The following is a 26987-nucleotide window of genomic DNA, read 5'->3' as shown; positions in this document are numbered from 1 at the left end:
ACACCGCGCAAACGATACCCTTTGCTCGAACTTACCACTGAATAAGCTCACTAACCATAAGTTAAAATATGCAGAGCGGGATAAATGTCAGTGATTTCACAAGGGCATTGTGCAGAGTTTTTGACTGGTAAACTGGGGTTTGTGGCGCAAAATCTACAAATAAACATCAAAAGTATCGATGTTATATAACGACAAGGCCAGATTTCTCACCATTTGCAGAATGAGAAATCCGGCCCCGGATTAGAAAATGTAATGGAAAAACTGAGCTGAAATTAGATTATTTCAATCGAAGTAAATCGTCCTGTAACCACTCCGGTAAATCATTCAGCCCCATCGCCTGACGCACCAGTTTTGGTTTCACGCCCGGCAGAGAATCCGCCAGCGTAAGACCAATATCGCGCAGCAGTTTTTTGGCAGGATTGTCACCGGCAAACAATTCGCGGAAGCCCTGCATACCCGCCAGCATCAGCGCGGCGCTGTGTTTGCGGCGGAGCTCGTAACGACGCAGGTACATATGCTGGCCGAAATCTTTGCCTTCTTTTTGCAGGCGTCTGATTTCCGATGCCAGTTCTGCGGCATCCATGAAACCTAAATTGACGCCCTGTCCTGCCAGCGGGTGCACGGTGTGCGCGGCATCACCGACCAGCGCCAGACGTTGTCCGGCAAAGCTGCGGGCATAACGGCCGGTCAGCGGGAAGGTCAGGCGCTCACTTTCAACGGTACAAATACCCAGGCGCAGGTCAAAAGTGCTGGCGAGGATTTTGTTGAACTCCTCAGGCTCCAGCGCGCTCAGACGCTGAGCTTCATCCGGCGAAACTGACCAGACGATAGAAGACAAATGCGCATCAGCCAGCGGCAGAAACGCCAGAATGCCTTCGCCGTGGAATACCTGACGTGCAACAGACTGGTGCGGCTCTTCAGTGCGGATGGTCGCCACCAGTGCATGATGGCGATAATCCCAGAATGTCAGCGGAATGTCGGCGTGCTGACGCAGCCAGGACTGGGCACCGTCCGCTCCGACCACTAACCGCGCGCTGAGCTGGCGATCGTCATTAAGGGTGATAAACGCCTCATTCTCGCCCCACGCCACGTTTTTCAGTGTGGCCGGCGCAAGCAAAGTGATGTCGGAAGATTTTTCCGCACGCTGCCACAGGGCGCGGTGGATCACCTGATTCTCAATAATGTGCCCGAGATGACTGAACCCATATTCTTCGCCACTAAATGCAATTTTACCGAAGCTGTCGCGATCCCAGACTTCCATTCCCTGATACGCATTGGCGCGCTGAGCGATGATGTTGTCCCAGACGCCGATATATTTGAGCAGGCGCTCGCTGGCGGCGTTGATGGCAGAAACGCGCAGACCCGGCTGTTCCGGCAATGGCGAATCGAGATCCGGCAGCTGGTTTTCCAGCACCGCAACGCGCAGACCGCTGCCCTGTAAACCACATGCCAGCGCCAGACCGACCATTCCGCCCCCGGCGATAACCACATCAAAAGATTGCATAATTTTTCCTGTAAAGCCCGGAACGGAATTAACGGTCAACCCAGCCGAGCGTCCGTCGGGTAAACGCATCGCGCAACGGCGTGATGCCTTCCATCGCCAGTAAACCCAGATTGCGGCCAACCATTAACGGCAGATAACGGTTGGCAAAGAGGTGGATCAGGCCGTCGGTCACGCCGACGGTCGCCAGCTGATCGGGCTGACGGCGGTTCTGATAATCGCAAAGTACGCGATAACTGCCGACGTCGTTACCCTGCTTTGCGGCGCTTGCCAGCGTTTCCGCCAGCGTCATCACATCGCGCAGGCCGAGGTTAAAACCCTGACCGGCAATCGGATGCAGCGTTTGCGCCGCGTTACCCACCAGCGCCAGACGATGGCTGATATGGCTGTTGGCTTTTTGTAATTGCAGCGGATAACTGAAGCGTTTACCGGCCTGTTTCATGGTACCCAGACGCCAGCCAAATGCCTTTTGCAGTTCGCTGAGGAACTTCGCCTCGCTCCAGTGATCAATTTCTTCACGGGCTTCGCGCGGGTGGCACCAGACCAGCGAACTGCGCCCGTCGGACATCGGCAATAAAGCCAGCGGTCCGTTTTGGGTGAAGCGTTCGAACGCGCGGCCGTTATGCGGTTCGCTGGTGGCGATGTTGGCGATGACGGCAATCTGCCCGTAATCCTCGCGCTGCCAGCTGATATTGCAGGCTTTCGCCAGCGAAGAGTGGGAACCGTCGGCAGCGACCAGCAACTGCGCGGTCAGAGTTTCACCGCTGTCGAGCGTGACACTCGCGCTGTCGGTTTGTCTTTGAACATCAACCACTTTTGCCGGGCAATGCACCGTCACGCCGGGAGCTTTGGTGAGCATGGCAAACAAACGATTACCGACTTCATGCAGCTCCACAACGTGACCAAGCGCTTCGACACCATAATGCCCCGCAGTGAGATTCACAAAAGCCGCATGGCCGCGATCGCTGACGTGAATGTCACGGATAGGCGTCGCGATTTTTGCCAGTGCCGGCCAGATCCCGACGCGCGCCAGTTGCTGGCAGGTTCCCTGCGCGAGCGCAATCGAACGGGCATCAAAACCCGGATGCTCGTGTTCTTGCGGCGCGGTCGCCTCCACCAGATGCACCGGCAGACGCCCCTGCGTCAGCGAGGAAATTGCCAGCGCCAGCGTGGCACCGGTCATTCCGCCACCAACAATCACTATGCTCATAGAGAAACAATGCTCATATTATTTACGTGCCGCCGCCATTAAGGCTTCGATATCATCGGCTTCTTTCACCACGTCGCCGGTCAGAATTTCGATGCCGGTGGAAGTGATCAGAATGTCGTCTTCGATGCGGATGCCGATACCGCGATACGCTTCAGGTACGTCAGCATCCGGCGCGATATACAGGCCCGGTTCAACGGTCAGTACCATGCCGGGTTCCAGCGTACGGCTGCGATCAACCGAGCCATAATGACCGACGTCATGAACATCGAGCCCCAGCCAGTGAGATAAACCGTGCATGAAGAACTGGCGATGCGCCTGCTCAGCGTAAAGCGTTTCAACATCACCTTTCATCACGCCCAGTTTGACCAGTCCTTCGATCATGACGCGGACAGCCGCTTCGGTCGCCGCCTGAATACTGCTGCCCGGTCCGAAGACTTCCAGTGCTTTGTATTCTGACGCCAGCACGATGTCGTAGATCTCACGCTGTGCTTTGCTGAACTTGCCGTTCACCGGGAATGTACGGGTGATATCACCGGCATAGCCCTGATATTCACAACCGGCGTCGATCAGCACTAAATCGCCGTCACGCAGCTCACATTCGTTTTCGGTGTAGTGCAGGATGCAGCCGTTTTCGCCACCGCCAACAATCGTGTTGTATGAAGGATAACGCGCGCCGTGGCGGTTGAATTCGTGATGAATTTCTCCCTCGAGCTGATATTCAAACATTCCCGGACGACATTTTTCCATTGCGCGGGTGTGTGCCAGCGCAGTGATTTGCCCGGCACGGCGCATAACTGCGATTTCTTCGGCGGATTTGAACAGACGCATATCGTGAACCCACGGACGCCAGTCAGTGACGGTCGCGGGCGCGGCGAAGTTCTGACGAAAACCTTTACGCAGTTTTTCCATCGCGCGGTTAACGATTTCATCGGCATAGGCATATTCGCCCTGCGCGTGATAGACCACGTCAAGGCCGTTGAGCAGTAAATGAAGCTGGTCGTTGATGTCGCCGAAAGGCAAGGCTTTGGTCACGCCCAGCTTAGCCGGTGCTGCTTCCTGCCCCAGACGGCGCCCGAACCAGATTTCAGCGGTGAGATCACGCACGCGGTTAAACAGCACGCTGTGGTTATGATTTTCATCACTTTTAACCAGAATCAGCACAGCTTCCGGTTCGTTGAAACCGGTGAAATACCAGAAGTCACTGTTCTGACGATACGGGTATTCACTGTCGGCGCTGCGCGGGGCTTCGGGGGCCGCAAAAATTATCGCAGCACTTCCCGGTACCATTTTCGCTAACAGCGCCTGGCGACGGTTCTCGATCTCTTGCTGAGTCATCACTTTCTCCTGAAATCGTTTTAGTTCGTTGTTATTAACTGGGTTCTCAAATTATCAGTGCAACGTGCGGGTATTTTCCGGTGCAGACGGCAGGCTGTGGCCAAATTCGCCAAAGCATAAAATGGCTGCCACGCGGACGTACTCCACCACTTCCTCTAAAGATTGCGCCAGTTGCTCCTGATCTTCATCTTCGTCGTAGCCAAGTTGCGCGATGCTGCGCAAATCATCGATGGCTTCGCCGACTTCGCCTTTCACTTTCGCAAGTTTAGGCTGCATCATGCCAAGGCCGAGCAGGAAATGGTTGACCCAACCGGCGAGGGCGTCGGCACGTTCGAAGACACTTTTGTCGTCATCGGGCATCATCATTTTAAATTCGAAGCTGTCATCTTCCAGCGTATCGGACGTAACTTTACGAAGTTGTTGCAGCAAATCCGCCAGCGTATGCGGGAAGGCCAGGCCTTCATTGGTCAGGTCATGCACCATCGTCAGCCAGCTGCCGTCGCGGTTGCCGCCACACAGTAAGCCACTGATCAGACCGTGCATTTCTGCTGCGGTCAAAGCAACCGATTGTTGTTTCAGGTTTTGATCCAACGAATCGTAAGTAGGGTAAGTATTCTCAATAGACATGCGCATTCGCCATCGTTGGCAGGTTAAGTTCGTGTTATGCTACCACCAAGGTCTGTCGTAGTACCAGATTAGCAGCCCGCAATCAGGCTCAGTTTGGCCTGAATGGCACGCCCTGAACAATCGGGCAGCAGTCAGCCGGTCATGGGGTTGTAACCTGGTATTGAGATAGTTATAGTGGCGCCCGCTTCCAACATCCTGCGCCAGGTCGTAGTGGTCACGTTGGGGCGGACGAATAAATCAGCAGGAAGGTGGCATGTCTGCACAACCGGTAGATATTCAAATTTTTGGTCGCTCGTTACGGGTGAATTGTCCGCCAGAACAACAGGAAGCACTGAATCTGGCAGCTGAAGATCTTAATCAGCGGTTGCAAGATCTTAAAGTTCGCACTAGAGTCACCAATACAGAGCAACTGGTTTTCATCGCGGCATTGAACGTATGTCACGAACTTGCTCAGGAAAGGTTGAAAACGCGCGATTACGCATCCAATATGGAACAACGTATCCGGATGCTGCAACAAACCATCGAGCAGGCATTGCTCGAACAAGGCCGGATCTCTGAACGTGAAGGGGCGCCTTTCGAATAACACACGTTGCTGATGTGGCTCGTCACAGGCCAGTCAGAAGCGGTAAAAAATTTCTCTGAGATGTTCGCCAGCGGGCCCGTCCCCTGAGCCGATAATTAGTACCAACAGAATGTGATGATCCGTAATCGGTGCGCATGCTCGGTCCGTCCGAGAAGCCTAAAGATTGCGACAGCACGTTCACCTTGAACCATGGGTTCAAGGGTTACAGCCTGCGACGGCATCTCGGAGATTCCCCTTTCTTTTCGGTACATCCCTTTCTGGTGTTTGTATCTATGTCGCACACTCCTCTTTTTGCTTCTGCCCGACAAAATATTCGCACTGAAATTCGCCAGCGTAGAAAAAATCTGATTGCCAGTCAGCAAACAGAGTTTGCCCTTCAGGCCGCAGATCGCGTTGCCGCGCACCCTGAAATTCAGTCTGCCACCACGATTTCAGTTTTTCTGTCCTTCGACGGAGAACTTGATACCACACCGCTGATTCAGCGCCTGTGGCAGGAAGGAAAAGAGCTTTGTCTGCCGGTGCTGCATCCGTTTTCCCCTCACCATCTGTTGTTCCTGCGCTATGCGCCTGAAACACCGCTGGTACGCAATCGTCTTAAAATCCTCCAGCCACAACTTGATGTCACACAGGTTGTGCCATTGTCTCAGTTGGATATCATCCTGACGCCGCTGGTCGCGTTTGACCGCCACGGACAACGTCTGGGTATGGGCGGAGGGTTCTACGACCGCACGCTGGAGCACTGGCGGGATGGCGGGCCGTATCCGATTGGCTTAGCGCATGATTGCCAGCAGGTGGACGTCTTGCCGGTGGAGCACTGGGATGTGCCTTTGCCGCAAGTGATCACGCCGGGCAAAGTGTGGACGTGGTGAAGATAGGCTGACTGTTGGTACTCCTCTCAGATAATACTCCCCTCAGAAAATTCCCCTTATACATACCGTTACACGCCGAAACCAATCCCTCACGGACAATAAATTCCGGCATGTCTATTATCTTCTCAACGGCCCCGCAGTGGGGCAGACACATAAACCGATATCGCTGAGGAATTAAACATGAAAAAAGTATTAGCTCTGGTTGTAGCCGCTGCAATGGGTCTGTCTTCTGTCGCTTTCGCTGCTGAAACAACCGCTACTCCGGCACCTGCTGCTGCAACGACCGCTGCGCCTGCGGCCAAGCATGTAACTAAACACAAGACTCACAAGAAAGTCGCTCAAAAAGCGCAGGCTGCTAAAAAACACGTGAAACACGCTAAGAAAGCTGCTCCGGTAGCGCAGAAAGCGCAGGCTGCTAAGAAACACGTGAAACATGCTAAGAAAGCAACTCCGGTAGCGCAGAAAGCGCAGGCTGCTAAAAAACACGTGAAACATGCTAAGAAAGCTGCTCCGGTAGCTCAGAAAGCGCAGGCTGCTAAAAAACACGTGAAACATGCTAAGAAAGCAGCTCCGGTAGCGCAGAAAGCGCAGGCTGCTAAAAAACACGTGAAACATGCTAAGAAAGCTGCTCCGGCTACAAAAGCAACCCCAGCAGCATAAGAAGTTACCAAGAAGTCTTTGTGAGGTATTAACTCGCAATTACCTGAAATGCTAAATTTACACCCGGTTCGCCGGGTGTTTTTTTCTCCAGTTTTTATCCTGAGGTACTGTGGATGATGCTGCGCCGCTTCCAGTTCGAAATCACCCTGTCTTCACTGATCCTCTGTGGTCTGGTCAGCCTGTTCTTTTACTTATGACATTTTCGTGAAGTGCCCTGAGATGGCGCCCGTCATCGGCTCAACGCCTTGAGCAATCTGGCAAACGACTCATCCGGTAAGATCTTCCCGTCTGCGGGAAATAGCATAAAAAAACCGCCTTTCGGCGGTTTATAGTCTGTTACTGCGCAGATCTCTCAATAAAGCAAGCGCGCACGGATCGTGCCCGGAATCGCTTTCATCAGTTGCAGCGCGGTGTTCAACGTTGTGACATCCGTTTCAGCATCGATAACCACATAACCGACTTCCGGGCTGGTTTGCAGATACTGTGCTGCAATGTTGATGCCCTGCTCCGCGAAAATCTGGTTGATGCTGGTCAGCACACCCGGACGGTTTTCGTGGATATGCAGCAAACGGCTGGCTTTCTCGGTATGCGCTGGCAAAGAGGCTTCCGGGAAGTTAACCGCGGACAAAGTCGAACCGTTGTCAGAGTATTTCGCCAGTTTGCCCGCCACTTCCAGGCCTATGCCTTCCTGCGCTTCCATGGTAGAACCGCCGATGTGTGGCGTCAGCAGCACGTTGTCGAATTCACACAGCGGAGAATTGAACGGATCGCTGTTGGTCGCCGGTTCTTCCGGGAAGACGTCGATAGCTGCACCGGACAGATGTTTGCTGCGCAGCGCATTGCACAGGGCAGGAATGTCGATCACCGTGCCGCGTGAGGCGTTGATCAGCAATGCGCCCTGTTTGATTTGTGCCAGCTGCACTTCGGAAATCATGTTTTTGGTGCCTGGCGTTTCTGGAACGTGCAGGGTCACGACGTCGCTGGTGCTGAGCAGTTCTTCCAGAGTCGCAATCGGCTGCGCATTACCCAGCGGCAATTTGCTTTCGATGTCGTAATAGAAGACGCGCATCCCCAGGCTTTCCGCCAGAATACCTAACTGTGTACCGATGTGGCCGTAGCCGACAATACCCAAACGTTTACCGCGCGCTTCAAAAGAACCGACGGCCAGTTTGTTCCAGATCCCGCGGTGCGCCTTGGCGTTGGCCTCAGGAATACCACGCATCATCAGCAGCATTTCGCCCAGCACCATTTCGGCGACGGAACGGGTATTAGAGAACGGTGCGTTAAAGACCGGAATACCACGACGGGTTGCCGCTTTCAGGTCAACCTGATTGGTACCGATACAGAAACACCCTACAGCCACCAGTTTTTCTGCTGCCTGGAACACTTCTTCGGTCAGCTGAGTACGCGATCGGAGTCCAACAAAGTGCGCATCACGGATCGATTCTTTCAGCGATTCCGTATCTAAAGCACCTTTGTGAAATTCAATATTGGTGTAACCCGCGGCACGGAGTGTATCAACCGCACTTTGGTGGACGCCTTCCACTAACAAAAATTTAATCTTGTCTTTCTCAAGTGATACTTTTGCCATTTCCCGACCCTATATTTTTTCTGGCTGAATTCGAACTGCTAGGTGACTGCTCACAGTCAACATAACAAAAAATACGCCATCATCAATACAAACGATTGCCTGCCAGACAGCAGAAGGCTCACCGCGCCTGTTGGTTTTCAGCATTTCCTGCTGGTTAGATTTTACAAAGCAAGACGTTCAGGAGGCGATAGTGAGAAATGTGACATAAGTCACCAAATTCAGGCTTTTGAAGAAAAGATGATTCATTCAGAAAATTATCATCTTCATAACATTGTGTTATGACAGGGGGATGACTGGCTGCTTTCAGCAAAAGCAGCCAGATCTTCTGCTTATTGATAGGTTACTTCAGCGTGACAGTTTTTACGCCTTCAGAAGTGCCTACCAGCGCAACGTCGGCGCCACGGTTGGCGAACAGCCCGACCGTCACCACGCCCGCAATTCCGTTGATCTTATTTTCCATCGCGACGGCATCCAGAATGCTCAGATTATGGACGTCGAGAATGATATTGCCGTTGTCAGTCAGAACGTTCTGGCGGTATTCCGGCAGACCACCGAGTTTCACCAGTTCACGCGCAACGTAAGAACGCGCCATCGGGATGACTTCTACCGGCAGCGGGAATTTACCCAGCACATCGACTTGCTTAGACGCGTCCACAATACAGACGAATTTTTTGGCGATCGCGGCAATGATTTTTTCGCGGGTCAGCGCAGCGCCGCCGCCTTTGATCATCTGCATGAAGCCGTTGATTTCATCCGCGCCGTCAACGTAAACGTCCAGCGAGTCCACTTCGTTGCTGTCGAAAACGTGAATGCCTAAGCTTTTCAGTTTTGCCGTTGAAGCGTCAGAACTGGAAACGGCGCCCTCGATCTGACCTTTGATCGAACCCAGTGCATCGATGAAATGGGCGGCGGTGGATCCGGTTCCGACACCGACGATGGTGCCCGGAGTCACGTAATCCAGTGCGGCCCAGCCGACTGCTTTTTTCAATTCTTCCTGCGTCATAATGGCTTCTCTGTCTGATAACGTAAGTGGCGTGAATACGGAAAAGTGTCGGTGATTATAAAGCATGTGCCGGCAGATTGGGCAGACAAGAGCGTGACCAGATCACACTTATTAAGTGCAATTGGGTTGTAAACGCCCCGATTTTCCTCACCACAAAACCTGACAATCTGTGGCATAGTGTTCGGATAAAATTAAATCCAAGGGACAGAACTCCGATGAAACGCCCGGACTATAGAACGCTACAGGCACTGGACGCGGTGATCCGTGAGCGCGGTTTTGAGCGCGCCGCACAAAAGCTTTGCATCACCCAATCGGCGGTCTCTCAGCGCATTAAACAACTGGAAAATTTGTTCGGCCAGCCTCTGCTGGTGCGTACCGTGCCGCCTCGTCCGACGGAACAGGGGCAGAAATTACTGGCCCTGTTACATCAGGTGGAACTGCTGGAAGAAGAGTGGCTCGGCAGTGACAGTAACAGCGACAGTAACGATACGCCGCTGCTGCTTTCGCTGGCGGTTAACGCCGACAGCCTGGCAACCTGGCTGTTACCGGCGCTGAAATCCGTGCTGGTCGATTCACCTATCCGCCTGAATTTGCAGGTTGAAGATGAAACCCGGACGCAGGAACGTCTGCGCCGCGGTGAAGTGGTCGGCGCGGTGAGTATTCAACCGCAGCCGCTTCCGAGTTGTCTGGTCGATCAACTTGGCGCGCTGGATTACCTGTTTGTCGCTTCCAAGCCGTTTGCCGATCGGTATTTCCCGAACGGCGTCACCCGTTCCGCGCTGCTGAAAGCGCCGGCGGTTGCGTTTGATCATCTCGACGATATGCACCAGGCATTCCTTCAACAGAACTTCGATTTGTCACCGGGCAGCGTGCCGTGTCATATCGTTAACTCGTCGGAAGCCTTTGTGCAGCTGGCACGTCAGGGCACGACCTGTTGTATGATCCCGCATCTGCAAATCGAGAAAGAGCTGGAAAGCGGCGAGCTTATCGACCTGACGCCCGGCCTGTTCCAGCGCCGGATGCTTTACTGGCACCGCTTTGCGCCGGAAAGCCGCATGATGCGTAAAGTCACCGATGCCCTGCTGGCACACGGACATCAGGTGTTGCGTCAGGACTGATTTAGCGCCGCAGAAAACAAAAAACCCGCCGGAGCGGGTTTTTCATTATTACGGCGTCATATTTACTGAGCTGGTGCGGGTGCCTGCGGCTGCAGTTCGAACACCACATCGACCTGATCATCAAAGTGAATGCTTTGCTGTTCGTAGGTTTCAGCGGCATCATTTTGCGTGGGTGCGGCGGCGGCTTTAAACATGCGCGCAACCGGCATTGGCTGGTAGTTGGCGACGTGATAACGAATGCTGTAAACCGGCCCCAGTTTGGTGTGGAAGCCCTCTGCCAAAGATTTTGCCTGCTGTGTGGCGTTATCAATGGCTTTCTGACGCGCTTCGTCACGGAAACGATCAGGATTTGCCACACCCAGTTCGATAGAACGGATTTCATTCAGGCCGGATTTTAATGCACCATCCAGCAAATCGTTCAGTTTATCCAGCTGACGCAATGTCACCTGAACCTGACGCACCGCACGGTAGCCTTTCAGCTCTGAACTGCCGTCTTTCAGGTAATTATATTCCGGCTGTGTGCTGAGATTAGCGGCATTGATGTCTTTCTTTTCAATTCCGTTTTTCTGCAGGAAACCAAAATATTCCGCCACACGATCGTCGGCTTGTTTCTTGGCGCTCGCGGAATCTTTTGCCGATACGCTCACTTCAATGGCCAGCGTCGCGATATCCGGTGTGGCGTCAACGCTTGCCGTACCTGATGTCACCACGTGCGGGCCGGCAGGAACTTCTGCCGCGTGCAACGCTAAAGGTAAAGTCCCTAATCCCAACATCGCTGCTACAGCCAATGCTTTCAGTTTCACAGTGCCTCCATTAATCATCAAAGATCTGGCAATAGTTAATTCAATCAATCCGCAAAACCGTAGCATAAACCGTTACAACTGAAACTAAGATTAGTGACAAAAACCTGTTTTCGGGTAAAAACTCAAAATACGCCGGTCTGACGCGCCAGTTGTACGGCAATCCCCCACATAATTACGCCAACAATAAAGTTGATGACGCGCTGCACTTTCCCGGTGTTTAACCAGGGCGCGAGTAATGCCGCGAGAATGGCCAGCCCGAAGAACCACAGCACAGAAGCACTGACCGCGCCGAGCGCAAACCACGAACGTTCATCGTGGCTCAGGCTTCCGCCCAGACTACCCAATACGACGAACGTATCGAGATAAACGTGAGGATTGAGCCAGGTCACCGCCAGCATACTGACGACAATCTTCCAGCGGCTTTGCTTCGCCACTTCCGCCTGTGCCAGTTCAGGATTTTTGCTGAATGCCGTGCGAAACGCGCCCCAGCCATACCACAGCAGAAATGCCACGCCGCCCCAACTTACCAGCGCTAATAACAGCGGCGATTTGCTCAGCAGCGCGCTGCCGCCAAATATCCCGCCGCAAATCAGCACGATATCGCTCAGCGCGCATAAAGACGCAATCATCAGATGATACTGGCGGCGAATGCCCTGATTCATCACAAACGCATTCTGCGGTCCGAGGGGTAAAATCATTGCGGCGCTCATCGCCAGTCCTTGCAGGAAAATAGCCAGCACGTGAATATCCTTAAAGAGTTAATAACAGAGATTGCGCGCAGTGTAAGGGCTTTGGTGTCATTAGAGGAAATGGATATTTCTAATCGGTCATTAGCCTGACTTATTTGTGAGGAGCCCATTTTTCAGACACAAAAAAGGCGCCCGCAGGCGCCCTTTGAGAAGCCGCGACTTTATTCCGCAGGCTGTACGTTTTTATCCACAACGACAGGGGCCGCCGGATACAAATGAACGTCCATTTGCGGATACGCAATATTGATATTGTTTTTATCCAGCGCACGTTTGAACGATTCCAGAAGATCCCATTTCACGTTCTGCGCATCACCGTTGCTGGTCCATGCGTACACGATGAAATTCAGGGTAGAAGCGGCCATTTCATTCAGACGTACGGTGACGCCTTTATCCTGTAACACACGCTGATCGGCAGTGATGATCTCGGTGAGGATCGATTTGACCAGATCAATGTCAGAGTCATAACCCACGCCGATGGTCATATCGATACGGCTTGTCGGTTCGCGTGAATTGTTGATGATGTTACCGGCAATAATTTTACCGTTTGGTACGACGATGATTTTGTTGTCCGGCGTACGCAGAGTGGTTGAGAAAATCTGTACGTGCGTCACCGTACCGGCTACGCCGCCGAGATCCACATATTCACCGGCACGGAACGGACGGAAAATAACCAACAACACGCCAGCCGCGAAGTTAGACAGCGAGCCCTGTAACGCCAGACCGACGGCCAGACCGGCGGCACCGATAACCGCAATCACCGACGTGGTTTGCACCCCGATGCGTCCGAGAACCGCAATCAGCGTGAAGGCGATAATCGCGTAACGCACCATAGCGGAAAGGAAATCAGAAACCGTGATATCAATACCACGAACTTTCAGAACACGGCTGACACCGCCGGAAACGACGCGGGCGATTATCAGACCGACGATCAGAATGAAAATAGCCGCCACAATGTTCACAGCATAATGCAGAAGTAAGGCCTGGTTTCTCACCAACCAGTTGCCAGCATTATTAATGCTGCCTACAACGTTCAAATCATCCATTTAAAGTACCCCAAAATTACACCCTGTCGGGCTGCAAGAAACCAAAGCTGCCCGACGATGCGGGCAGCAAGTGTGCTTTAAGGTTAACTAACAATGCGATGAAGTGCCAACCGCCCGTTGAGAAAGGCTATCAGATTAGGAATTTACGCGGCTGTTCTTAAGCGTTTCAGGCGTTTTGAAAGCCTGTAACGGCCCTCTTCCGCTCAGCATGAAGGCCGAAATCACGGTGAACGTCAGCGCCACTAATCCCAGGATCAGGTACGTGCCGTGGAAACCGATACGGTCATACATATTCCCGGCGAAGACGGACATAAACATGATCGCCACCTGTTTGAAGAAGCAGAACGTCACCAGATAAATCGTCGCGGAGAAGCGCACTTCAAACACTGAAGTGATGTATTTGAAGCAGCCGACAATCAGGAACGGCACCTCAAACATGTGCAGCGTTTTGAGCACCACGACTTCCAGCGGCGATGAGGCAAACGACGAGCCGATGATGCGAATCGACATAATCGTTCCGGCCAGCAGCAGCGCATTTTTCCCGCCAATGCGGTTCACGATAAGCGGTGCGAAGAACATGATGCAGGCGTTCAGCAACTCGCCCATGGTGGTGACATAGCCGAAAACGCGTGTGCCTTCGGACGACGAATCAAAGAACGAAGTAAAGAAGTTGGCGAACTGCTGGTCGAAGACGTCGTACGTGCAGGACACGCCGATCACGTAAATCGCCAGGAACCAGAGTTTGCGGTCTTTGAGCAGCTCAAGGGCAATCTTCAGGTTGAACGGTTTGGTGTTCGCGCCCAGTTCATTAACTACGCGCGCGGTAGGCGTAACTTCAGGTTTGGCGATCAGCAAGAGGATTGCCAGAATGACCGCACAGCCGGAACCGAGCCAGAAAACAAATTCGTTGTTGATGGTGAACATGATGCCGACCACCGACGCACACAGCGCCCAGCCGACACAACCGAACATCCGCGCACGGCCAAATTCAAAGCTGCTGCGGCGGCTGACTTTTTCGATATACGCTTCAATCGCAGGCGCACCGGCGTTGTAAATCAGGCCGAGATAAATCCCGCCGACCACCGAACCGAGATAGATATTAATTTTCAGCAGCGGGCCGAACACGTAAATAAAGAATGGTGCGAAGAGAACCAGCATACCGGTGATCACCCAGAGCAAATGCTTTTTCAGCCCCAGTTTATCGGCCAGTAAACCAAACACCGGCTGAAAAAGCAGGGAGAACAGCGAAATGCTGGCAAATATTATTCCGGTGTCACTTTTACTGATCTGATTGATGTCGTGCAGCCAGATCGGGAAGAACGGGAAATATGCACCCATGATGAAAAAATAGAAGAAGAAGAACAGCCCGAACATCCAAAAGTTAGTATTTTTCAGGTAATACATACGCAGTTTCCTTACGTCTGAATATTTCGCCGCCGGAGATGAACCCGGCGGCACAGGCTGTCAGGCACGTTTCCAGGTGAATGAATAATGATACTGGCCGGCAGTCAGCAGGAAATCAGGGCTGACGCTCGGGCTCCACGAATCATCACCACCGACGCCCATATGGAAACCGTCGATGTTCAGCCAGGTGCCCTCTTCTTCACGCAAAAGGTGACGATGACTGGTTTCCATCAGCTGTTGCAGGCTGAAGCGGCTCAGGCCAAAGTGGAAATTACCCTGCAACGTCCAACCGGCGTATTCCAGTTCACGCGTCCCACCGCGCAAACCGTTTTCGGTCGGGAAAACGTACGGCGTATACAGATCGCCGAGTGGCAATGTCCAGCGCCCGTGCTGCGCGGCCAGACGACGATCCGGATAGTTTTCATGCGGTCCCAGCCCCAGCCAGCGGACGTTTTCCGCGATATCTGCCAGCTGACAGGTCAGGCCGATGCGCCCCGGCGACGGCACGTTCGCCGCCACACTGACGTCGGCGCTGATATGCAACTCACCCTGATTATCGATGCGGAAAATTTTGCGGCTCAGCAAACGCACTTCCTCACCCGCCATAAATGCATGCGTGGTAGTAATCACCACGCCATCCTGCAACTGATCGGCGGAAATATTCAGCAGACGCGATTCCAGCTGATACATTCCGGCGGCTTTCCAGCGCTCCACCCACGCATTCGGATCGATTCTGGTGACTTCGCTGACGCCTATATCGTTATCCACCGGCGCACGGACAAACTGGTCGCGCAGTGCAGAGAGCAGGCGCGGCGTTTTGTCATCAAACCACTGTTCCAGTAGTCCGGTTTGCTGACTGAACTGCCAGCGTTGCGCGCCGTGGACTACAGAAATCATATCGCCCTGCCGATCCAGAACCGGCGCGCTGGTGGAGGTTTTCTCCTGCACCGGCAGGCTGAGCGGTTGCGGCAGCTGCCATTGATCCCAGGCGCTGCGGTGCCCCGCTTCGGACCACGCGGTTGCCTGCGGCTGGTGTATCGCGACGTTCAGCCACAAATCGCCTTCTGCCTGAGGGATATCACCCAGATCCAACACTTGTTTGCCGTCAGGCGCGATGTTCAGTACCGTTTCGCCCTGTGAAATGACTTCGCCGTCACGCTCGATACGCCAGACCAGCTGTTCGTTATCACTTTGGCGGAACAGATACTCGCTCTGAATTTCAATCGTCAGCGGTGAGGTGCCGGTGAGCGAGAACTGGAAGAATTGCTGCGCACGCTGCGCTTCAAACAGCGACGGATGCGGCGTGCGGTCGGCAAATACCAGTCCGTTCATGCAGAACTGACGATCGTTTGGCGTATCGCCAAAATCACCGCCGTAGGCCATATAACGTTCGCCGTCTGCGCCGGTGCGCAGCAGACTTTGATCGACCCAGTCCCAGACGAAACCGCCCTGTAAACGCGGGAACTGGCGGAAGGCTTTCCAGTATTTATCGAAACCGCCGAAGCTGTTGCCCATGGCATGGGCGTATTCGCAGAGGATCAGCGGACGCGTTTCGTCCGGCATACTGATCCACTTTTTAATCGACCATTTGGGTACCGCCGGGAATGGCTGATCCTGCTCAACGCGGGAATACATCGGGCAAATGATGTCGGTCGCCGCGCTGTTGGCACCGCCGCCTTCATACTGCACCGGACGCGTCGGATCGACAGATTTTATCCAGCGGTACAGCGCGTCGTGATTCGCACCGTGGCCGGATTCATTGCCCAGCGACCAGATGATGATGCAGGGATGGTTGCGGTCACGCTGAACCATGCGGGTGACGCGCTCGCTGAAGGCGTTGAACCACACCGGATCGTCTGAAAGACGATTCATCGGCTGCATACCGTGGGTTTCGATATTGGCTTCATCGACCACATACAGGCCGTATTCATCGCAAAGTGTGTACCACAGCGGATGATTCGGATAATGCGAGCAGCGCACGGCGTTAAAGTTGTGCTGTTTCATCAGCACAATGTCACGGCGCATGGTGACTTCATCCATCACCTGACCATTTTCAGGATGATGTTCGTGACGGTTAGTACCGCGGATCAGAACCGGCCGTCCGTTGACTTTCAGCAGCCCGTTGCTGATTTCCACCTGACGGAAACCGACGTCGCAGGCTTCAGCTTCGATAAGCTCACCCTGCGGAGAAATCAGGGAAACCACCGCGCGATAAAGAGCGGGCTGTTCGGCACTCCATAGTGCAGGATGGCTGACCGGCAGACGCAGCGTGGTGCGATCATATGCCGCCCCGCGTTCATCAATGATTTCACTGCCAAGCGCCTGCTGATGTTCTGCGACCTGCTTATCGCCCTGCCACAACTGAACGCGCACCTGATAATCAGCCGCGCTTTCCTGAGGTACCGCCGCGCTGACCTGCACTTCCAGTTCAGCCTGCGTAAAACCGTGGAACAGATGCGTGCGCACCTGGTAATCCGTGATCTGCTCCCGGGGTTTATGCAGCAATGTGACATCGCGGAAGATGCCACTCATGCGCCACATATCCTGATCTTCCAGATAGCTGCCGTCGCTCCAGCGCAGAACCATCACTGCCAGACGGTTTTCACCGGCATGTAGAACATCACTGAGATCGAACTCCGCCGGTAAACGGCTGTCCTGCGAGTAACCGATCCACTGGCCGTTGCACCACAGATAAAACGCCGAACTGACGCCGTTAAACACGATGCGGGTCTGTCCGCTGCTCAGCCAGTCATTATCCACAGAAACTGTGAGCGAGTAACAACCTGTAGGATTTTCTGCGGGCACAAACGGCGGATTAACCGGGATGGGATACTGAACGTTGGTGTAAATCGGCGCATCATAACCTGCAAGCTGCCAGTTAGATGGCACCTGCACCTTGTCTGCATCCGCGAGGTCACCTTCCAGCCATTGTTCGGGCACGGCTTCTGGCCGGTTAAAATAGCTGAATTTCCATTCCCCGCTCAGGGAAACAATATTAGGGGAACCTTGATTTCGTCTGGCTTCTTCACTTTCCCGCCAGCTGTTAAAAGGCGGGTGCGCCGCAAGACGGTTATATTGCGTTGATGATGGTTTTTCCCAGTCACGGCGCCCCAGAACGGTGGCCAGTGACGACAGTTTTTCATCCGCTGATAATGTCATAATAATCCCCATGCAAATTGTTATGCGCTCACAATAATATAAACATGCGTAAAGGGAGCAATTAAGTAAAGCAAGGGAGTGCGGGAAAGGGACGCGGATCACAGATCCCGCGCCGGAGAAGCAAAAAAAGTAAATCAGCGCGGGCTGAGCTGGCGGGCGATGCGGAGAAGTTCCTGCGACAGTGCTTCCTGAGAAACGGCAGATTCACCGGGTTTCGACGTTGTGTGGCGTTCCACCAGAGAGGTCGGCAATAACAGCGACGATTGCTGCTTATCGCCATGATGATGCAGATGGTCAACCAGCCGCTTGACGCTCTCGTGGCCGAGCAGACGGAAATCTTGCTTGATGGTAGTCAGCGGCGGGAAGAAAAACGCGCTGTCTTCGGTATCGTCATAGCCGATCACCGAAATCTGTTCCGGTACGCGCAGGCCAAATTCATGCACCGCACGTAACACACCGAGCGCCATCTGATCATTGGCAATCAGGATCGCCGTAGGCCGCACCGGCTGGTTGAGCAGTAATAATGCCTGCTGATAGCCGGAAGCCGCGCTCCAGTCACCGTGCTGTATGGCACAGGGCGTAATCTGGTGCTTTGCCAGCGTACTCAGCCAGCCTTCGTAACGCAGCCGCGCAGAGATGGATTCCAGCGGGCCGGTCAGCACCGCAATTTTCTGATGCCCCAGCGCCAGAAGGTGTTCAACGCCCTGCTCTGCCCCGCAATGCGGATCGAACAGAATTTTAAAGACGTCAGCCTGCGGATCGACATCCAGAAACAGCACCGGTAAATCACCGCAAAGCTGTGCAATGACGCCCGCATCATCGTTTGACAGCGGCACGTTAATCAGCACGCCATCGACGCGCTGAGACATCAGCTCATTCACCGCCGTGCGGCAGGCAGAAAGGCTCAGGTTATCAATCATCGAAATAACAACGTTAAAACCTAACTGATTGGCGCGGGTTTTCATTGCAGAAGCAATTTGGGACGGCGCATGAAGGGCGAGTTCGGTAGTCGCCAGCCCCAGCGTATAACTTTGTTTCCCGGCCAGCTGCTGGGCAACGCGATTCGGCACGTAGTTTAAAGCCGCCATGGCCTGCTCAACTTTATCCCGCGTTTTTGCCGAGACGTGCGCCGCCTGATTCAGCACACGCGATACAGTCTGATAAGAAACGCCCGCCTGACGCGCGACGTCATCGAGGGTGACAGATTTTGGCTTCATGGCTCTCTCTTTGGGGTGCGGCCGCAAATACGTAACAGGCTATTGTGTCTGGAAAACAGGCAATAAAAAAGGGGCCGAAGCCCCTTTGACGATTATCCTCACATTCCGGTGGTCAAGCACCGGAAGGGTAAGAATTACAGTACGTCGATTGCGTTCAGTTCTTTGAATGCCAGTTCCAGGCGAGTCACCATGGAGGACTGTGCAGCACGCAGCCAAACGCGCGGGTCATAGAATTTCTTGTTAGGTTTGTCCGCGCCTTCCGGGTTACCCAACTGACCTTGCAGGTAAGCTTCGTTTTTCTTGTAGAACTGGAGGATACCATCCCAGTTAGCCCACTGGGTGTCGGTGTCGATGTTCATTTTGATAACACCGTAGCCTACAGACTCTTTGATTTCAGCTGCAGTAGAACCGGAACCGCCGTGGAATACGAAGTTCAGGCTGTTGTGTGGCAGGTTGTGTTTTTTGCACACGTATTCCTGAGAATCACGCAGGATCGTTGGAGTCAGTTTAACGTTACCTGGTTTGTAAACACCGTGTACGTTACCGAATGACGCAGCGATAGTGAAACGCGGGCTGATAGCGTTCAGTTTTTCGTATGCGTAATCAACGTCTTGTGGCTGAGTGTACAGTGCAGATGCGTCCATATGGCTGTTGTCCACGCCATCTTCTTCACCGCCGGTGCAACCCAGTTCGATTTCCAGAGTCATGTCGATTTTTGCCATGCGAGCTAAGTACTTGCTGCAAATTTCGATGTTTTCTTCCAGAGACTCTTCAGACAGGTCGATCATATGGGAAGAGAACAGTGGCTTACCGGTTTTCGCGTAGTGAGCTTCACCCGCGTCCAGCAGACCGTCGATCCATGGCAGCAGTTTTTTCGCGCAATGGTCGGTATGCAGGATAACGGGCACGCCGTAATGTTCTGCCATCTGGTGTACGTGATGTGCGCCAGAGATTGCACCCAGGATTGCCGCGCCTTGTGGCACGTCAGTTTTCAGGCCTTTACCCGCGATGAACGCAGCGCCACCGTTAGAGAACTGAACGATAACCGGTGAACGGACTTTCGCAGCAGCTTCGAGAACGGCGTTGATAGAGTCGGTGCCTACGCAGTTAACCGCTGGCAGAGCAAATTTGTTTTCTTTAGCAATAGCGAAAACTTTCTGTACATCATCACCAGTGATAACGCCTGGTTTTACGAAATCAAAAATTTTAGACATAGTTCTTTGTCCTGTATTCGTCGGCCGTAGATGGATTGAATCGGTTTGCTATGTCGCGCGAGTTCCACTGTGCAGCCCCTCGCGCGGCAAAGAAGAACAGGAAGCCGCTGGCTCCCCGCTCAGGGTTCATTACTTCTTAGCACGCTCTTCCAGCATCACAACCGCTGGCAGTGCTTTCCCTTCAACGAATTCCAGGAATGCGCCACCGCCAGTGGAGATATAGGAAATTTTGTCAGCGATACCGAACAGGTCGATAGCCGCCAGAGTGTCGCCGCCGCCTGCGATAGAGAATGCATCGCTGTCAGCAATAGCCTGCGCCACAATTTCGGTCCCTTTACGGAAGTTAGGGAACTCGAACACGCCTACAGGACCATTCCACAGAATGGTTTTAGCGTTTTTAATGATCTCAGCCAGGCGGTATGCAGACTCATCGCCCATGTCGAGAATTTGTTCGTCATCTTTGATGTCTTTTACAGACTTCACCGTCGCGGTAGCCGTTTCGGAGAACTCAGTCGCCACGCGAACATCTGTAGGAACTGGAATGTCGCAGGTTTCCAGCAATTTGCTTGCGGTACCGACCAGATCTGCTTCGTACAGGGATTTACCGACGTTGTTGCCTTGAGCAGCGACGAAGGTGTTCGCGATACCGCCACCAACGATCAGCTGGTCAGCGATTTTGGACAGGGAATCCAGAACGGTCAGTTTGGTAGAAACTTTAGAACCGCCAACGATAGCCACCATCGGACGAGCCGGGTTACCCAGCGCTTTACCCAGTGCTTCCAGTTCTGCAGACAGCAGCGGACCGGCACAGGCGATTGGCGCAAATTTACCCACACCGTGAGTAGAAGCTTGTGCGCGGTGCGCAGTACCGAAGGCGTCCATCACATAGATGTCACACAGGGCAGCATATTTTTTGGACAGGGCTTCGTCGTCTTTCTTTTCGCCTTTGTTGAAGCGAACGTTTTCCAGAACAACCAGCTCGCCTTCTGCAACTTCAACGCCATCAAGGTAATCTTTCGCCAGACGCACTGGAGATTTCAGATGTTCTTTCAGGTAGTTAACAACCGGCAGCAGAGAAAACTCTTCGTTATATTCGCCTTCAGTCGGACGACCCAGATGCGAGGTAACCATCACGCGTGCGCCTTGTTTCAGGGCAATTTCGATGGTTGGCAAAGAAGCGCGGATACGTGCATCTGACGTTACTTTGCCATCTTTAACTGGCACGTTCAGATCGGCACGGATCAGTACGCGTTTACCCGCTAAATCCAGATCGCTCATCTTAATAACAGACATGGTGAATCCTCTCGTTGATTCTCTTTAAAGTTGCTTGAAGGCAATTTCGGCCAGAAGGCCGGAACAGCCGTACTAGAAACCGCTAGCGGACATTGCCAATGTTGTATCCAACATTCGGTTGGCAAAACCCCACTCGTTATCGCACCAGACCAGTGTTTTTATCAGGTGCTGTCCACTTACCCGCGTCTGCGTTCCATCGACGATGGCGCTGTGGGGATCATGGTTAAAATCTGTCGAGACTAATGGTAGTTCGGTATAGTCAACTATACCACGAAAAGCACCTGTTGCGGCCTTTTGCAGCAGCTGGTTCACCTCGTCTACCGTCACGGAACCCTCGACAAATACGCTCAAATCAATGGCTGTGACATTGATGGTCGGCACACGCACTGAGATAGCTTCAAAGCGATCGCAGAATTTGGGCATGATGCGCGTGATCCCTGCGGCCAGTTTGGTATCGACCGGAATAATGGACTGACTGGCCGCGCGCGTACGGCGTAAATCTGCGTGGTACGCATCAATGACCGGCTGGTCATTCATCGAAGAATGGATGGTCGTTACCGTGCCCGACTCAATGCCAAAGGCATCGTCGAGCAGCTTGATCACAGGGATAATACAGTTGGTGGTGCAGGACGCATTGGACACAATGCGGTGCTGGCGTTCGAGCAACTCGTGGTTCACACCGTAAACCACCGTAGCGTCAAGATCATGACCGCCGGGATGCGCGAACAGAATTTTTTTGGCACCGGCCGCGAGCTGAGCTTCACCGTCTTCACGGCTGCCATAAACGCCGGTGCAATCGAGCACGACGTCAATACTCAGTTCGCCCCATGGCAACTGGCTGGCATCAGACTGATGAAGTAAACGGATGGAGTCATCGCCGACGTAAAGGTTTTCCCCTTCCTGGCGGACATCCCAGGCGAAGCGCCCGTGGCTGGAGTCGTATTTGAGCAGATGTGCCATGCCTTCAGGGCTGGCGATTTCATTGATGGCAATAACGGAGATTTCCGCCCGACGCCCGGATTCGTATAATGCGCGCAATACGCTACGGCCAATGCGACCAAAGCCATTAATTGCAATACGTATTGGCATACATCTCCCTGTTACACGGTTGTTACTCAATATCAGTAACACCTATAGTAATGCAGCGTGCGTTTACGGTGAATCACCATCGTCATCTGTCAGCACAATGCGTACGGCAGAAAAATCTCAGTTTCAGTCACGATAACAACCTGGTGACGATGTTAAGCTCAAATAGCCCGACTGAAACGGTTCAGCTGAGAATAAACCAAACGATGAATAAAAGGAATAATTCGTCAAACACTGAGGCATTAATCGCGCTGAACGCTTAAAAAAACGCCAGCCAATTCTGTGTATTCACAGTGATTTTACTTTTTCATCACCTTTTCAACAGTGATTTCCTCAAAAACCGACGGTTTGAAACAGCATCAGAATGCAGGGAGTTTAGCGGAGTCGGCACACGAAGGGTTTGACCTGCGTCATTTCGCGCGAAACTGAGAACCTGCGCATGAAATTGCCGACGAAAAAAAAGCACCCGAAGGTGCTTTTAAGCAGCGTTAAGAAAACCGGATTACTTCAGCAACGCCTGTGCCTGAGCAACAACGTTATCTACAGTGAAACCAAATTCTTTGAACAGCAGGTCTGCCGGAGCAGATTCGCCGAAGCTGTGCATACCGACGATCGCGCCATTCAGGCCAACGTATTTGAACCAGTAATCCGCGATACCTGCTTCAACTGCAACACGTGCAGAAACGGCTTTCGGCAACACAGATTCACGGTAAGCCGCGTCCTGTTTGTCAAAGGCGTCAGTTGAAGGCATGGAAACCACGCGCACTTTAGTGCCCGCAGCCGCCAGTTTATCAGCCGCTTCTACAGTGATACCGACTTCAGAACCGGTCGCAATCAGGATGACTTCCGGCGTACCGTCGCAATCTTTCAGCACATAACCACCGCGCGACACGTTGGCTAATTGCTCAGCGGTACGTGGTTGCTGAGTCAGGTTCTGGCGGGAGAAGATCAGAGTCACCGGGCCGTCATTACGCTCAATCGCGTATTTCCATGCCACAGCAGATTCAACCTGATCCGCAGGACGCCAGGTGCTCATGTTTGGCGTCACGCGCAGGCTGGCAATTTGCTCAACCGGCTGGTGCGTCGGGCCGTCTTCGCCCAGACCGATAGAATCATGGGTGTACACGAACACGTTGCGGATTTTCATCAGCGCAGCCATACGCACGGCGTTACGTGCGTATTCCACGAACATCAGGAAGGTCGCAGAGTACGGCAGGAAACCACCGTGCAGCGCGATACCGTTGGTGATCGCGGTCATGCCGAATTCACGCACACCGTAATGGATGTAGTTACCCGCCTGATCGTCGCCAATAGACTTAGAACCGGACCACATGGTCAGGTTGCTTGGCGCCAGGTCGGCAGAGCCGCCCAGGAATTCCGGCAACACTTTACCAAAAGCTTCCAGCGCGTTTTGTGATGCTTTACGGCTGGCGATGTTGGCAGGTTTAGCCTGCAGTTCTTCGATAAATTTCTGTGCTTCTGCTTCCCAGTTGGCTGGCAGCTCGCCGTTCACACGACGTTTGAACTCTTTTGCCAGCTCAGGGTGTGCCTTGGCGTAAGCATCAAACTTGTCGTTCCATGCCGCTTCTTTCGCCTGGCCCGCTTCTTTAGCATCCCACTGAGCATAAATATCTTGCGGAATTTCGAAGGCAGCGTATTTCCAGCCCAGCGCTTCACGGGTTGCCGCCACTTCAGCAGCACCCAGTGCAGCACCGTGGACATCGTGAGTCCCGGCTTTGTTCGGTGAACCGAAACCGATCACGGTTTTGCACATCAGCAGCGATGGCTTATCAGTCACTTTATGTGCTTCTTCGATAGCCGCTTTGATGGCGTCAGGATTATGGCCATCAACACCACGCACAACGTGCCAGCCGTAAGCTTCGAAACGTTTAGCGGTATCATCGGTGAACCAGCCTTCTACGTGGCCGTCGATAGAGATACCGTTGTCATCATAAAACGCGGTCAGTTTGCCGAGTTTCATGGTACCGGCCAGAGAACACACTTCGTGAGAAATGCCTTCCATCATGCAGCCGTCGCCCAGGAACGCGTAAGTCTGGTGATCGACGATGTCGTGGCCTGGTTTGTTGAACTGCGCGCCCAGCGTACGTTCTGCGATCGCCATACCCACTGCATTCGCAATGCCCTGACCGAGCGGGCCAGTGGTGGTTTCTACGCCAGGGGTATAACCGTATTCCGGGTGACCCGGAGTTTTAGAATGCAACTGACGGAAGTTCGCCAGCTCGCTGATTGGCAGGTCATAACCGGTGAGGTGAAGCAGGCTATAAATCAGCATGGAACCATGGCCATTGGACAGCACGAAGCGGTCGCGGTCAGCCCAGTTCGGGTTTGACGGGTTGTGGTTCAGGTAATCACGCCACAAGACTTCGGCAATGTCTGCCATGCCCATAGGGGCGCCAGGGTGGCCGGAATTCGCTTTCTGCACGGCGTCCATACTAAGTGCGCGGATAGCGTTCGCAAGCTCTTTACGAGAGGACATGTTCTACTCCAGGTCGGATTAAAAAAGCAGTCAAGAAAGTCATTTTCTCAGACTCGGCATTAAAACGGCAATCCTTAATCACTCTCGTGACTAAGTTCACAGAATTCGCTTTTAAATCAGTGCGTTTTTTCAGACTTACACTATAGATCGGGCGATCCCAAAAACCTATCTTAACGCTATTCTTACAATCAGCGCTTTTTTGAGGCTGTACTGACTTTATTATTAACGTTCTCCGGGAACCCAAACTGATGAAATTCCACCCCGTTTTGCTGAGTCTTTGCGCGGCCGCACTGGTCAGCGGTTGTTCAACCCTTAATACCGATACCTTAATGCAATCCGGCGCGCAGGCTTATCAGGCTTATACACTGAGCGACGCCGATGTAAAAACCCTGAGTGTTCAGTCCTGCGAAGAAATGGATAAAAAAGCGCAAATAGCACCAGAAAGCAGCGAATACGCGCAACGTCTGAAAAAAATCTCGGCAGCGCTGGGGGACAACATCAATGGCACGCCAGCCAACTATAAGGTGTACCTGACCAAGGACGTCAACGCCTGGGCGATGGCGAACGGCTGTATCCGCGTGTACAGCGGCCTGATGGATATGATGAACGATAACGAAGTCGAAGGCGTACTCGGCCACGAAATGGGTCACGTCGCGCTGGGGCATACCCGTAAAGCGATGCAGGTTGCCTACAGCGCCACGGCGGCACGGACGGCGGTGGCGTCACTGGGCGGCGTCAGCACCACGCTTTCGCAATCGCAGCTGGCCGATCTCGGTGAGAAATATGTTAACGCGCAGTTCTCTCAGAAACAGGAATCCGAAGCCGATGATTACTCGTTTGATCTGCTGAAAAAACGCGGGATAGATCCGACCGGGCTGGCGACCAGTTTTGAAAAACTGGCAAAACTGGATCAGGGAAGCAGCATTGGCTGGTTTGACGATCACCCGTCATCCGAAGCGCGTGCCAAACATATCCGCGATCGCATAGCTGCCGGTAATTAATTCCTTCATATATAAAGATGCGCCCGCTAAGGGGTGCATCTTTTTATTACCTGTATAAGTGAAGCTTCCTAATTTCATTAAAAATCCATTATTCAGAAATAAATACCGCACAAAATCTGAAAATAACCCTCCATGAAGACTTTTCCTCGCTAAGTAAAAACGTTTCGTTATTCTTCCTGCGTTTTTATTTAATTTAACTATCAAAGGAAGATGGATTATGAATTTTCGCATAACTGCAATTGCGTTCGGGATCACCGTATTATTAAGTGGTTGTCAAAACGGCGCGCTCAATACCGATGCCTTAATGAAATCGGGTTCAGATGCTTACAAAGCGGCCACGCTGACCGATCAGGATGTCATCAATATGACGGAAGGTTCCTGTAAAGCGCTGGATGCCGAATCCCAAATTGCTTCATCAAAAAGCAAATACACAAAACGCCTGAATAAAATTGCCAAAAACCTCGGTAACGACATCAATGGCCGGCAGGCTAACTACAAAGTCTATCTCACCAGCGACGTCAACGCCTGGGCGATGGCGAACGGCTGTATCCGCGTTTACAGCGGCCTGATGGACATGATGACCGACGATGAAGTCGAAGGCGTACTGGGCCACGAAATAGGTCACGTCGCCCTGGGTCACAGCAAAAAAGCCATGCAGGTGGCATACAGCACTTCCGCCGCGCACAATGCAGCGGGCGCAGCCGGTGGCATTGCCGGACAGCTTTCCAGCACACAGCTGGCCGATCTGGGTGAAGACCTGATTAACGCGCAGTTCTCTCAGAAACAGGAATCTGACGCTGATAATTATTCCTACGACTTGCTGAAAAAACGCGGCCTGCCGACCAAAGGGCTGGTTACTGCCTTTGAGAAACTGGCAAAAATGAGCGGTGGCAGTGAGAAGAGTTTATTCAGCTCTCACCCGCCTTCTCAGGAGCGCGCAGATAATATTAAAAAGCGTATCGCCGAAGATAAATAACCGCGAGAACAAATTCGTTATTTATATCCTCAAAAATAGAATATTCAC

Annotated in this window: 23 protein-coding genes and 1 other RNA gene; 8 read left to right on the top strand and 16 right to left on the bottom strand. The window is 52.9% G+C overall.

Annotation, left to right across the window (positions count from 1 at the left end; translation table 11 throughout):
- Positions 1-277: 277 nt before the first annotated feature.
- The 4 genes from ubiI to GW579_RS11595 are packed head-to-tail and all read right to left on the bottom strand — an operon-like array spanning position 278 to position 4673.
- Positions 278-1504: an FAD-dependent 2-octaprenylphenol hydroxylase gene (gene ubiI, locus GW579_RS11610; RefSeq protein ID WP_165059176.1), complete on the bottom strand. Its 1227-nt coding sequence runs from the start codon at positions 1502-1504 to the stop codon at positions 278-280.
- A 28-nt stretch (positions 1505-1532) separates the two neighbouring features.
- Positions 1533-2711, bottom strand: coding sequence for a 2-octaprenyl-6-methoxyphenyl hydroxylase (gene ubiH, locus GW579_RS11605; RefSeq protein WP_165059174.1), 1179 nt, complete (start codon positions 2709-2711; stop codon positions 1533-1535).
- Between the two features lie 18 nt (positions 2712-2729).
- Positions 2730-4046, bottom strand: a complete 1317-nt coding sequence (gene pepP / locus GW579_RS11600; protein ID WP_165059172.1) for a Xaa-Pro aminopeptidase — start codon at positions 4044-4046, stop codon at positions 2730-2732.
- 54 nt (positions 4047-4100) lie between these two features.
- Positions 4101-4673, bottom strand: coding sequence for a YecA/YgfB family protein (locus tag GW579_RS11595; protein ID WP_101075350.1), 573 nt, complete (start codon positions 4671-4673; stop codon positions 4101-4103).
- Positions 4674-4926: 253 nt separating this feature from the next.
- Between GW579_RS11595 and zapA the strand changes: the two genes are divergently transcribed.
- The 5 genes from zapA (at position 4927) to ydgU (ending at position 6982) form a co-directional block, all read left to right on the top strand.
- On the top strand, positions 4927-5256 hold the full coding sequence (gene zapA, locus GW579_RS11590) for a cell division protein ZapA (RefSeq protein ID WP_013576788.1): 330 nt from the start codon (positions 4927-4929) through the stop codon (positions 5254-5256).
- 49 nt (positions 5257-5305) lie between these two features.
- Positions 5306-5489, top strand: a non-coding RNA gene (gene ssrS, locus GW579_RS11585) — 6S RNA.
- A gap of 39 nt (positions 5490-5528) precedes the next feature.
- Positions 5529-6125, top strand: a complete 597-nt coding sequence (locus tag GW579_RS11580) for a 5-formyltetrahydrofolate cyclo-ligase (protein ID WP_165059171.1) — start codon at positions 5529-5531, stop codon at positions 6123-6125.
- Between the two features lie 180 nt (positions 6126-6305).
- The gene (asr, locus tag GW579_RS11575; protein ID WP_165059169.1) at positions 6306-6785 is read left to right on the top strand and encodes an acid resistance repetitive basic protein Asr; all 480 of its coding nucleotides are present in this window, start codon (positions 6306-6308) and stop codon (positions 6783-6785) included.
- Positions 6786-6898: 113 nt separating this feature from the next.
- Positions 6899-6982 carry a small membrane protein YdgU gene (ydgU, locus tag GW579_RS24015; RefSeq protein WP_476705504.1) on the top strand — a complete coding sequence of 28 codons (84 nt, stop codon included), beginning with the start codon at positions 6899-6901 and terminating at the stop codon, positions 6980-6982.
- A 155-nt stretch (positions 6983-7137) separates the two neighbouring features.
- Here the strand turns inward: ydgU and serA are convergent, their stop codons facing one another.
- Entirely contained in the window at positions 7138-8376 is a 1239-nt protein-coding gene (serA, locus tag GW579_RS11570; RefSeq protein WP_165059167.1) for a phosphoglycerate dehydrogenase, read from the bottom strand.
- A 340-nt stretch (positions 8377-8716) separates the two neighbouring features.
- The gene (gene rpiA / locus GW579_RS11565) at positions 8717-9379 is read right to left on the bottom strand and encodes a ribose-5-phosphate isomerase RpiA (RefSeq protein WP_152327761.1); all 663 of its coding nucleotides are present in this window, start codon (positions 9377-9379) and stop codon (positions 8717-8719) included.
- A 215-nt stretch (positions 9380-9594) separates the two neighbouring features.
- Between rpiA and GW579_RS11560 the strand changes: the two genes are divergently transcribed.
- The gene (locus tag GW579_RS11560) at positions 9595-10497 is read left to right on the top strand and encodes a LysR family transcriptional regulator ArgP (RefSeq protein ID WP_101075345.1); all 903 of its coding nucleotides are present in this window, start codon (positions 9595-9597) and stop codon (positions 10495-10497) included.
- A 62-nt stretch (positions 10498-10559) separates the two neighbouring features.
- Here the strand turns inward: GW579_RS11560 and GW579_RS11555 are convergent, their stop codons facing one another.
- The 10 genes from GW579_RS11555 to tkt form a co-directional block, all read right to left on the bottom strand.
- Positions 10560-11300, bottom strand: a complete 741-nt coding sequence (locus GW579_RS11555; protein ID WP_193333203.1) for an oxidative stress defense protein — start codon at positions 11298-11300, stop codon at positions 10560-10562.
- A gap of 122 nt (positions 11301-11422) precedes the next feature.
- Complete coding sequence (gene argO / locus GW579_RS11550; RefSeq protein ID WP_152327759.1) at positions 11423-12040, bottom strand: arginine exporter ArgO; 618 nt, start codon at positions 12038-12040, stop codon at positions 11423-11425.
- Between the two features lie 170 nt (positions 12041-12210).
- A complete protein-coding gene (gene mscS, locus GW579_RS11545; RefSeq protein ID WP_152327758.1) occupies positions 12211-13092 on the bottom strand; it encodes a small-conductance mechanosensitive channel MscS in 882 nt (293 codons plus the stop codon).
- A gap of 135 nt (positions 13093-13227) precedes the next feature.
- Positions 13228-14496 carry an MFS transporter gene (locus GW579_RS11540; RefSeq protein ID WP_165059165.1) on the bottom strand — a complete coding sequence of 423 codons (1269 nt, stop codon included), beginning with the start codon at positions 14494-14496 and terminating at the stop codon, positions 13228-13230.
- Between the two features lie 60 nt (positions 14497-14556).
- Entirely contained in the window at positions 14557-17655 is a 3099-nt protein-coding gene (locus GW579_RS11535; RefSeq protein ID WP_165059163.1) for a beta-galactosidase, read from the bottom strand.
- Positions 17656-17789: 134 nt separating this feature from the next.
- Positions 17790-18872, bottom strand: coding sequence for a LacI family DNA-binding transcriptional regulator (locus tag GW579_RS11530; protein ID WP_152327755.1), 1083 nt, complete (start codon positions 18870-18872; stop codon positions 17790-17792).
- A gap of 134 nt (positions 18873-19006) precedes the next feature.
- Positions 19007-20086 (bottom strand): class II fructose-bisphosphate aldolase, encoded by a 1080-nt coding sequence (gene fbaA, locus GW579_RS11525; protein WP_165059161.1) that lies wholly within the window; start codon positions 20084-20086, stop codon positions 19007-19009.
- Positions 20087-20215: 129 nt separating this feature from the next.
- Positions 20216-21379, bottom strand: coding sequence for a phosphoglycerate kinase (gene pgk, locus GW579_RS11520; RefSeq protein WP_165059159.1), 1164 nt, complete (start codon positions 21377-21379; stop codon positions 20216-20218).
- A gap of 72 nt (positions 21380-21451) precedes the next feature.
- Positions 21452-22468 carry an erythrose-4-phosphate dehydrogenase gene (epd, locus tag GW579_RS11515; protein ID WP_165059157.1) on the bottom strand — a complete coding sequence of 339 codons (1017 nt, stop codon included), beginning with the start codon at positions 22466-22468 and terminating at the stop codon, positions 21452-21454.
- A gap of 499 nt (positions 22469-22967) precedes the next feature.
- Positions 22968-24962, bottom strand: a complete 1995-nt coding sequence (tkt, locus tag GW579_RS11510) for a transketolase (RefSeq protein ID WP_165059155.1) — start codon at positions 24960-24962, stop codon at positions 22968-22970.
- A 248-nt stretch (positions 24963-25210) separates the two neighbouring features.
- Here tkt and loiP (GW579_RS11505) point away from each other — a divergent pair, with 248 nt between their 5' ends.
- A complete protein-coding gene (gene loiP / locus GW579_RS11505; protein ID WP_152327750.1) occupies positions 25211-25963 on the top strand; it encodes a metalloprotease LoiP in 753 nt (250 codons plus the stop codon).
- Positions 25964-26180: 217 nt separating this feature from the next.
- Positions 26181-26939 carry a metalloprotease LoiP gene (gene loiP / locus GW579_RS11500; protein WP_165059153.1) on the top strand — a complete coding sequence of 253 codons (759 nt, stop codon included), beginning with the start codon at positions 26181-26183 and terminating at the stop codon, positions 26937-26939.
- The last annotated feature ends 48 nt before the right edge of the window (positions 26940-26987 follow it).

The organism is Rahnella contaminans (genome assembly GCF_011065485.1).
Taxonomy (GTDB): domain Bacteria; phylum Pseudomonadota; class Gammaproteobacteria; order Enterobacterales; family Enterobacteriaceae; genus Rahnella; species Rahnella contaminans.
This window is presented reverse-complemented; position numbering and strand designations above follow the sequence as displayed.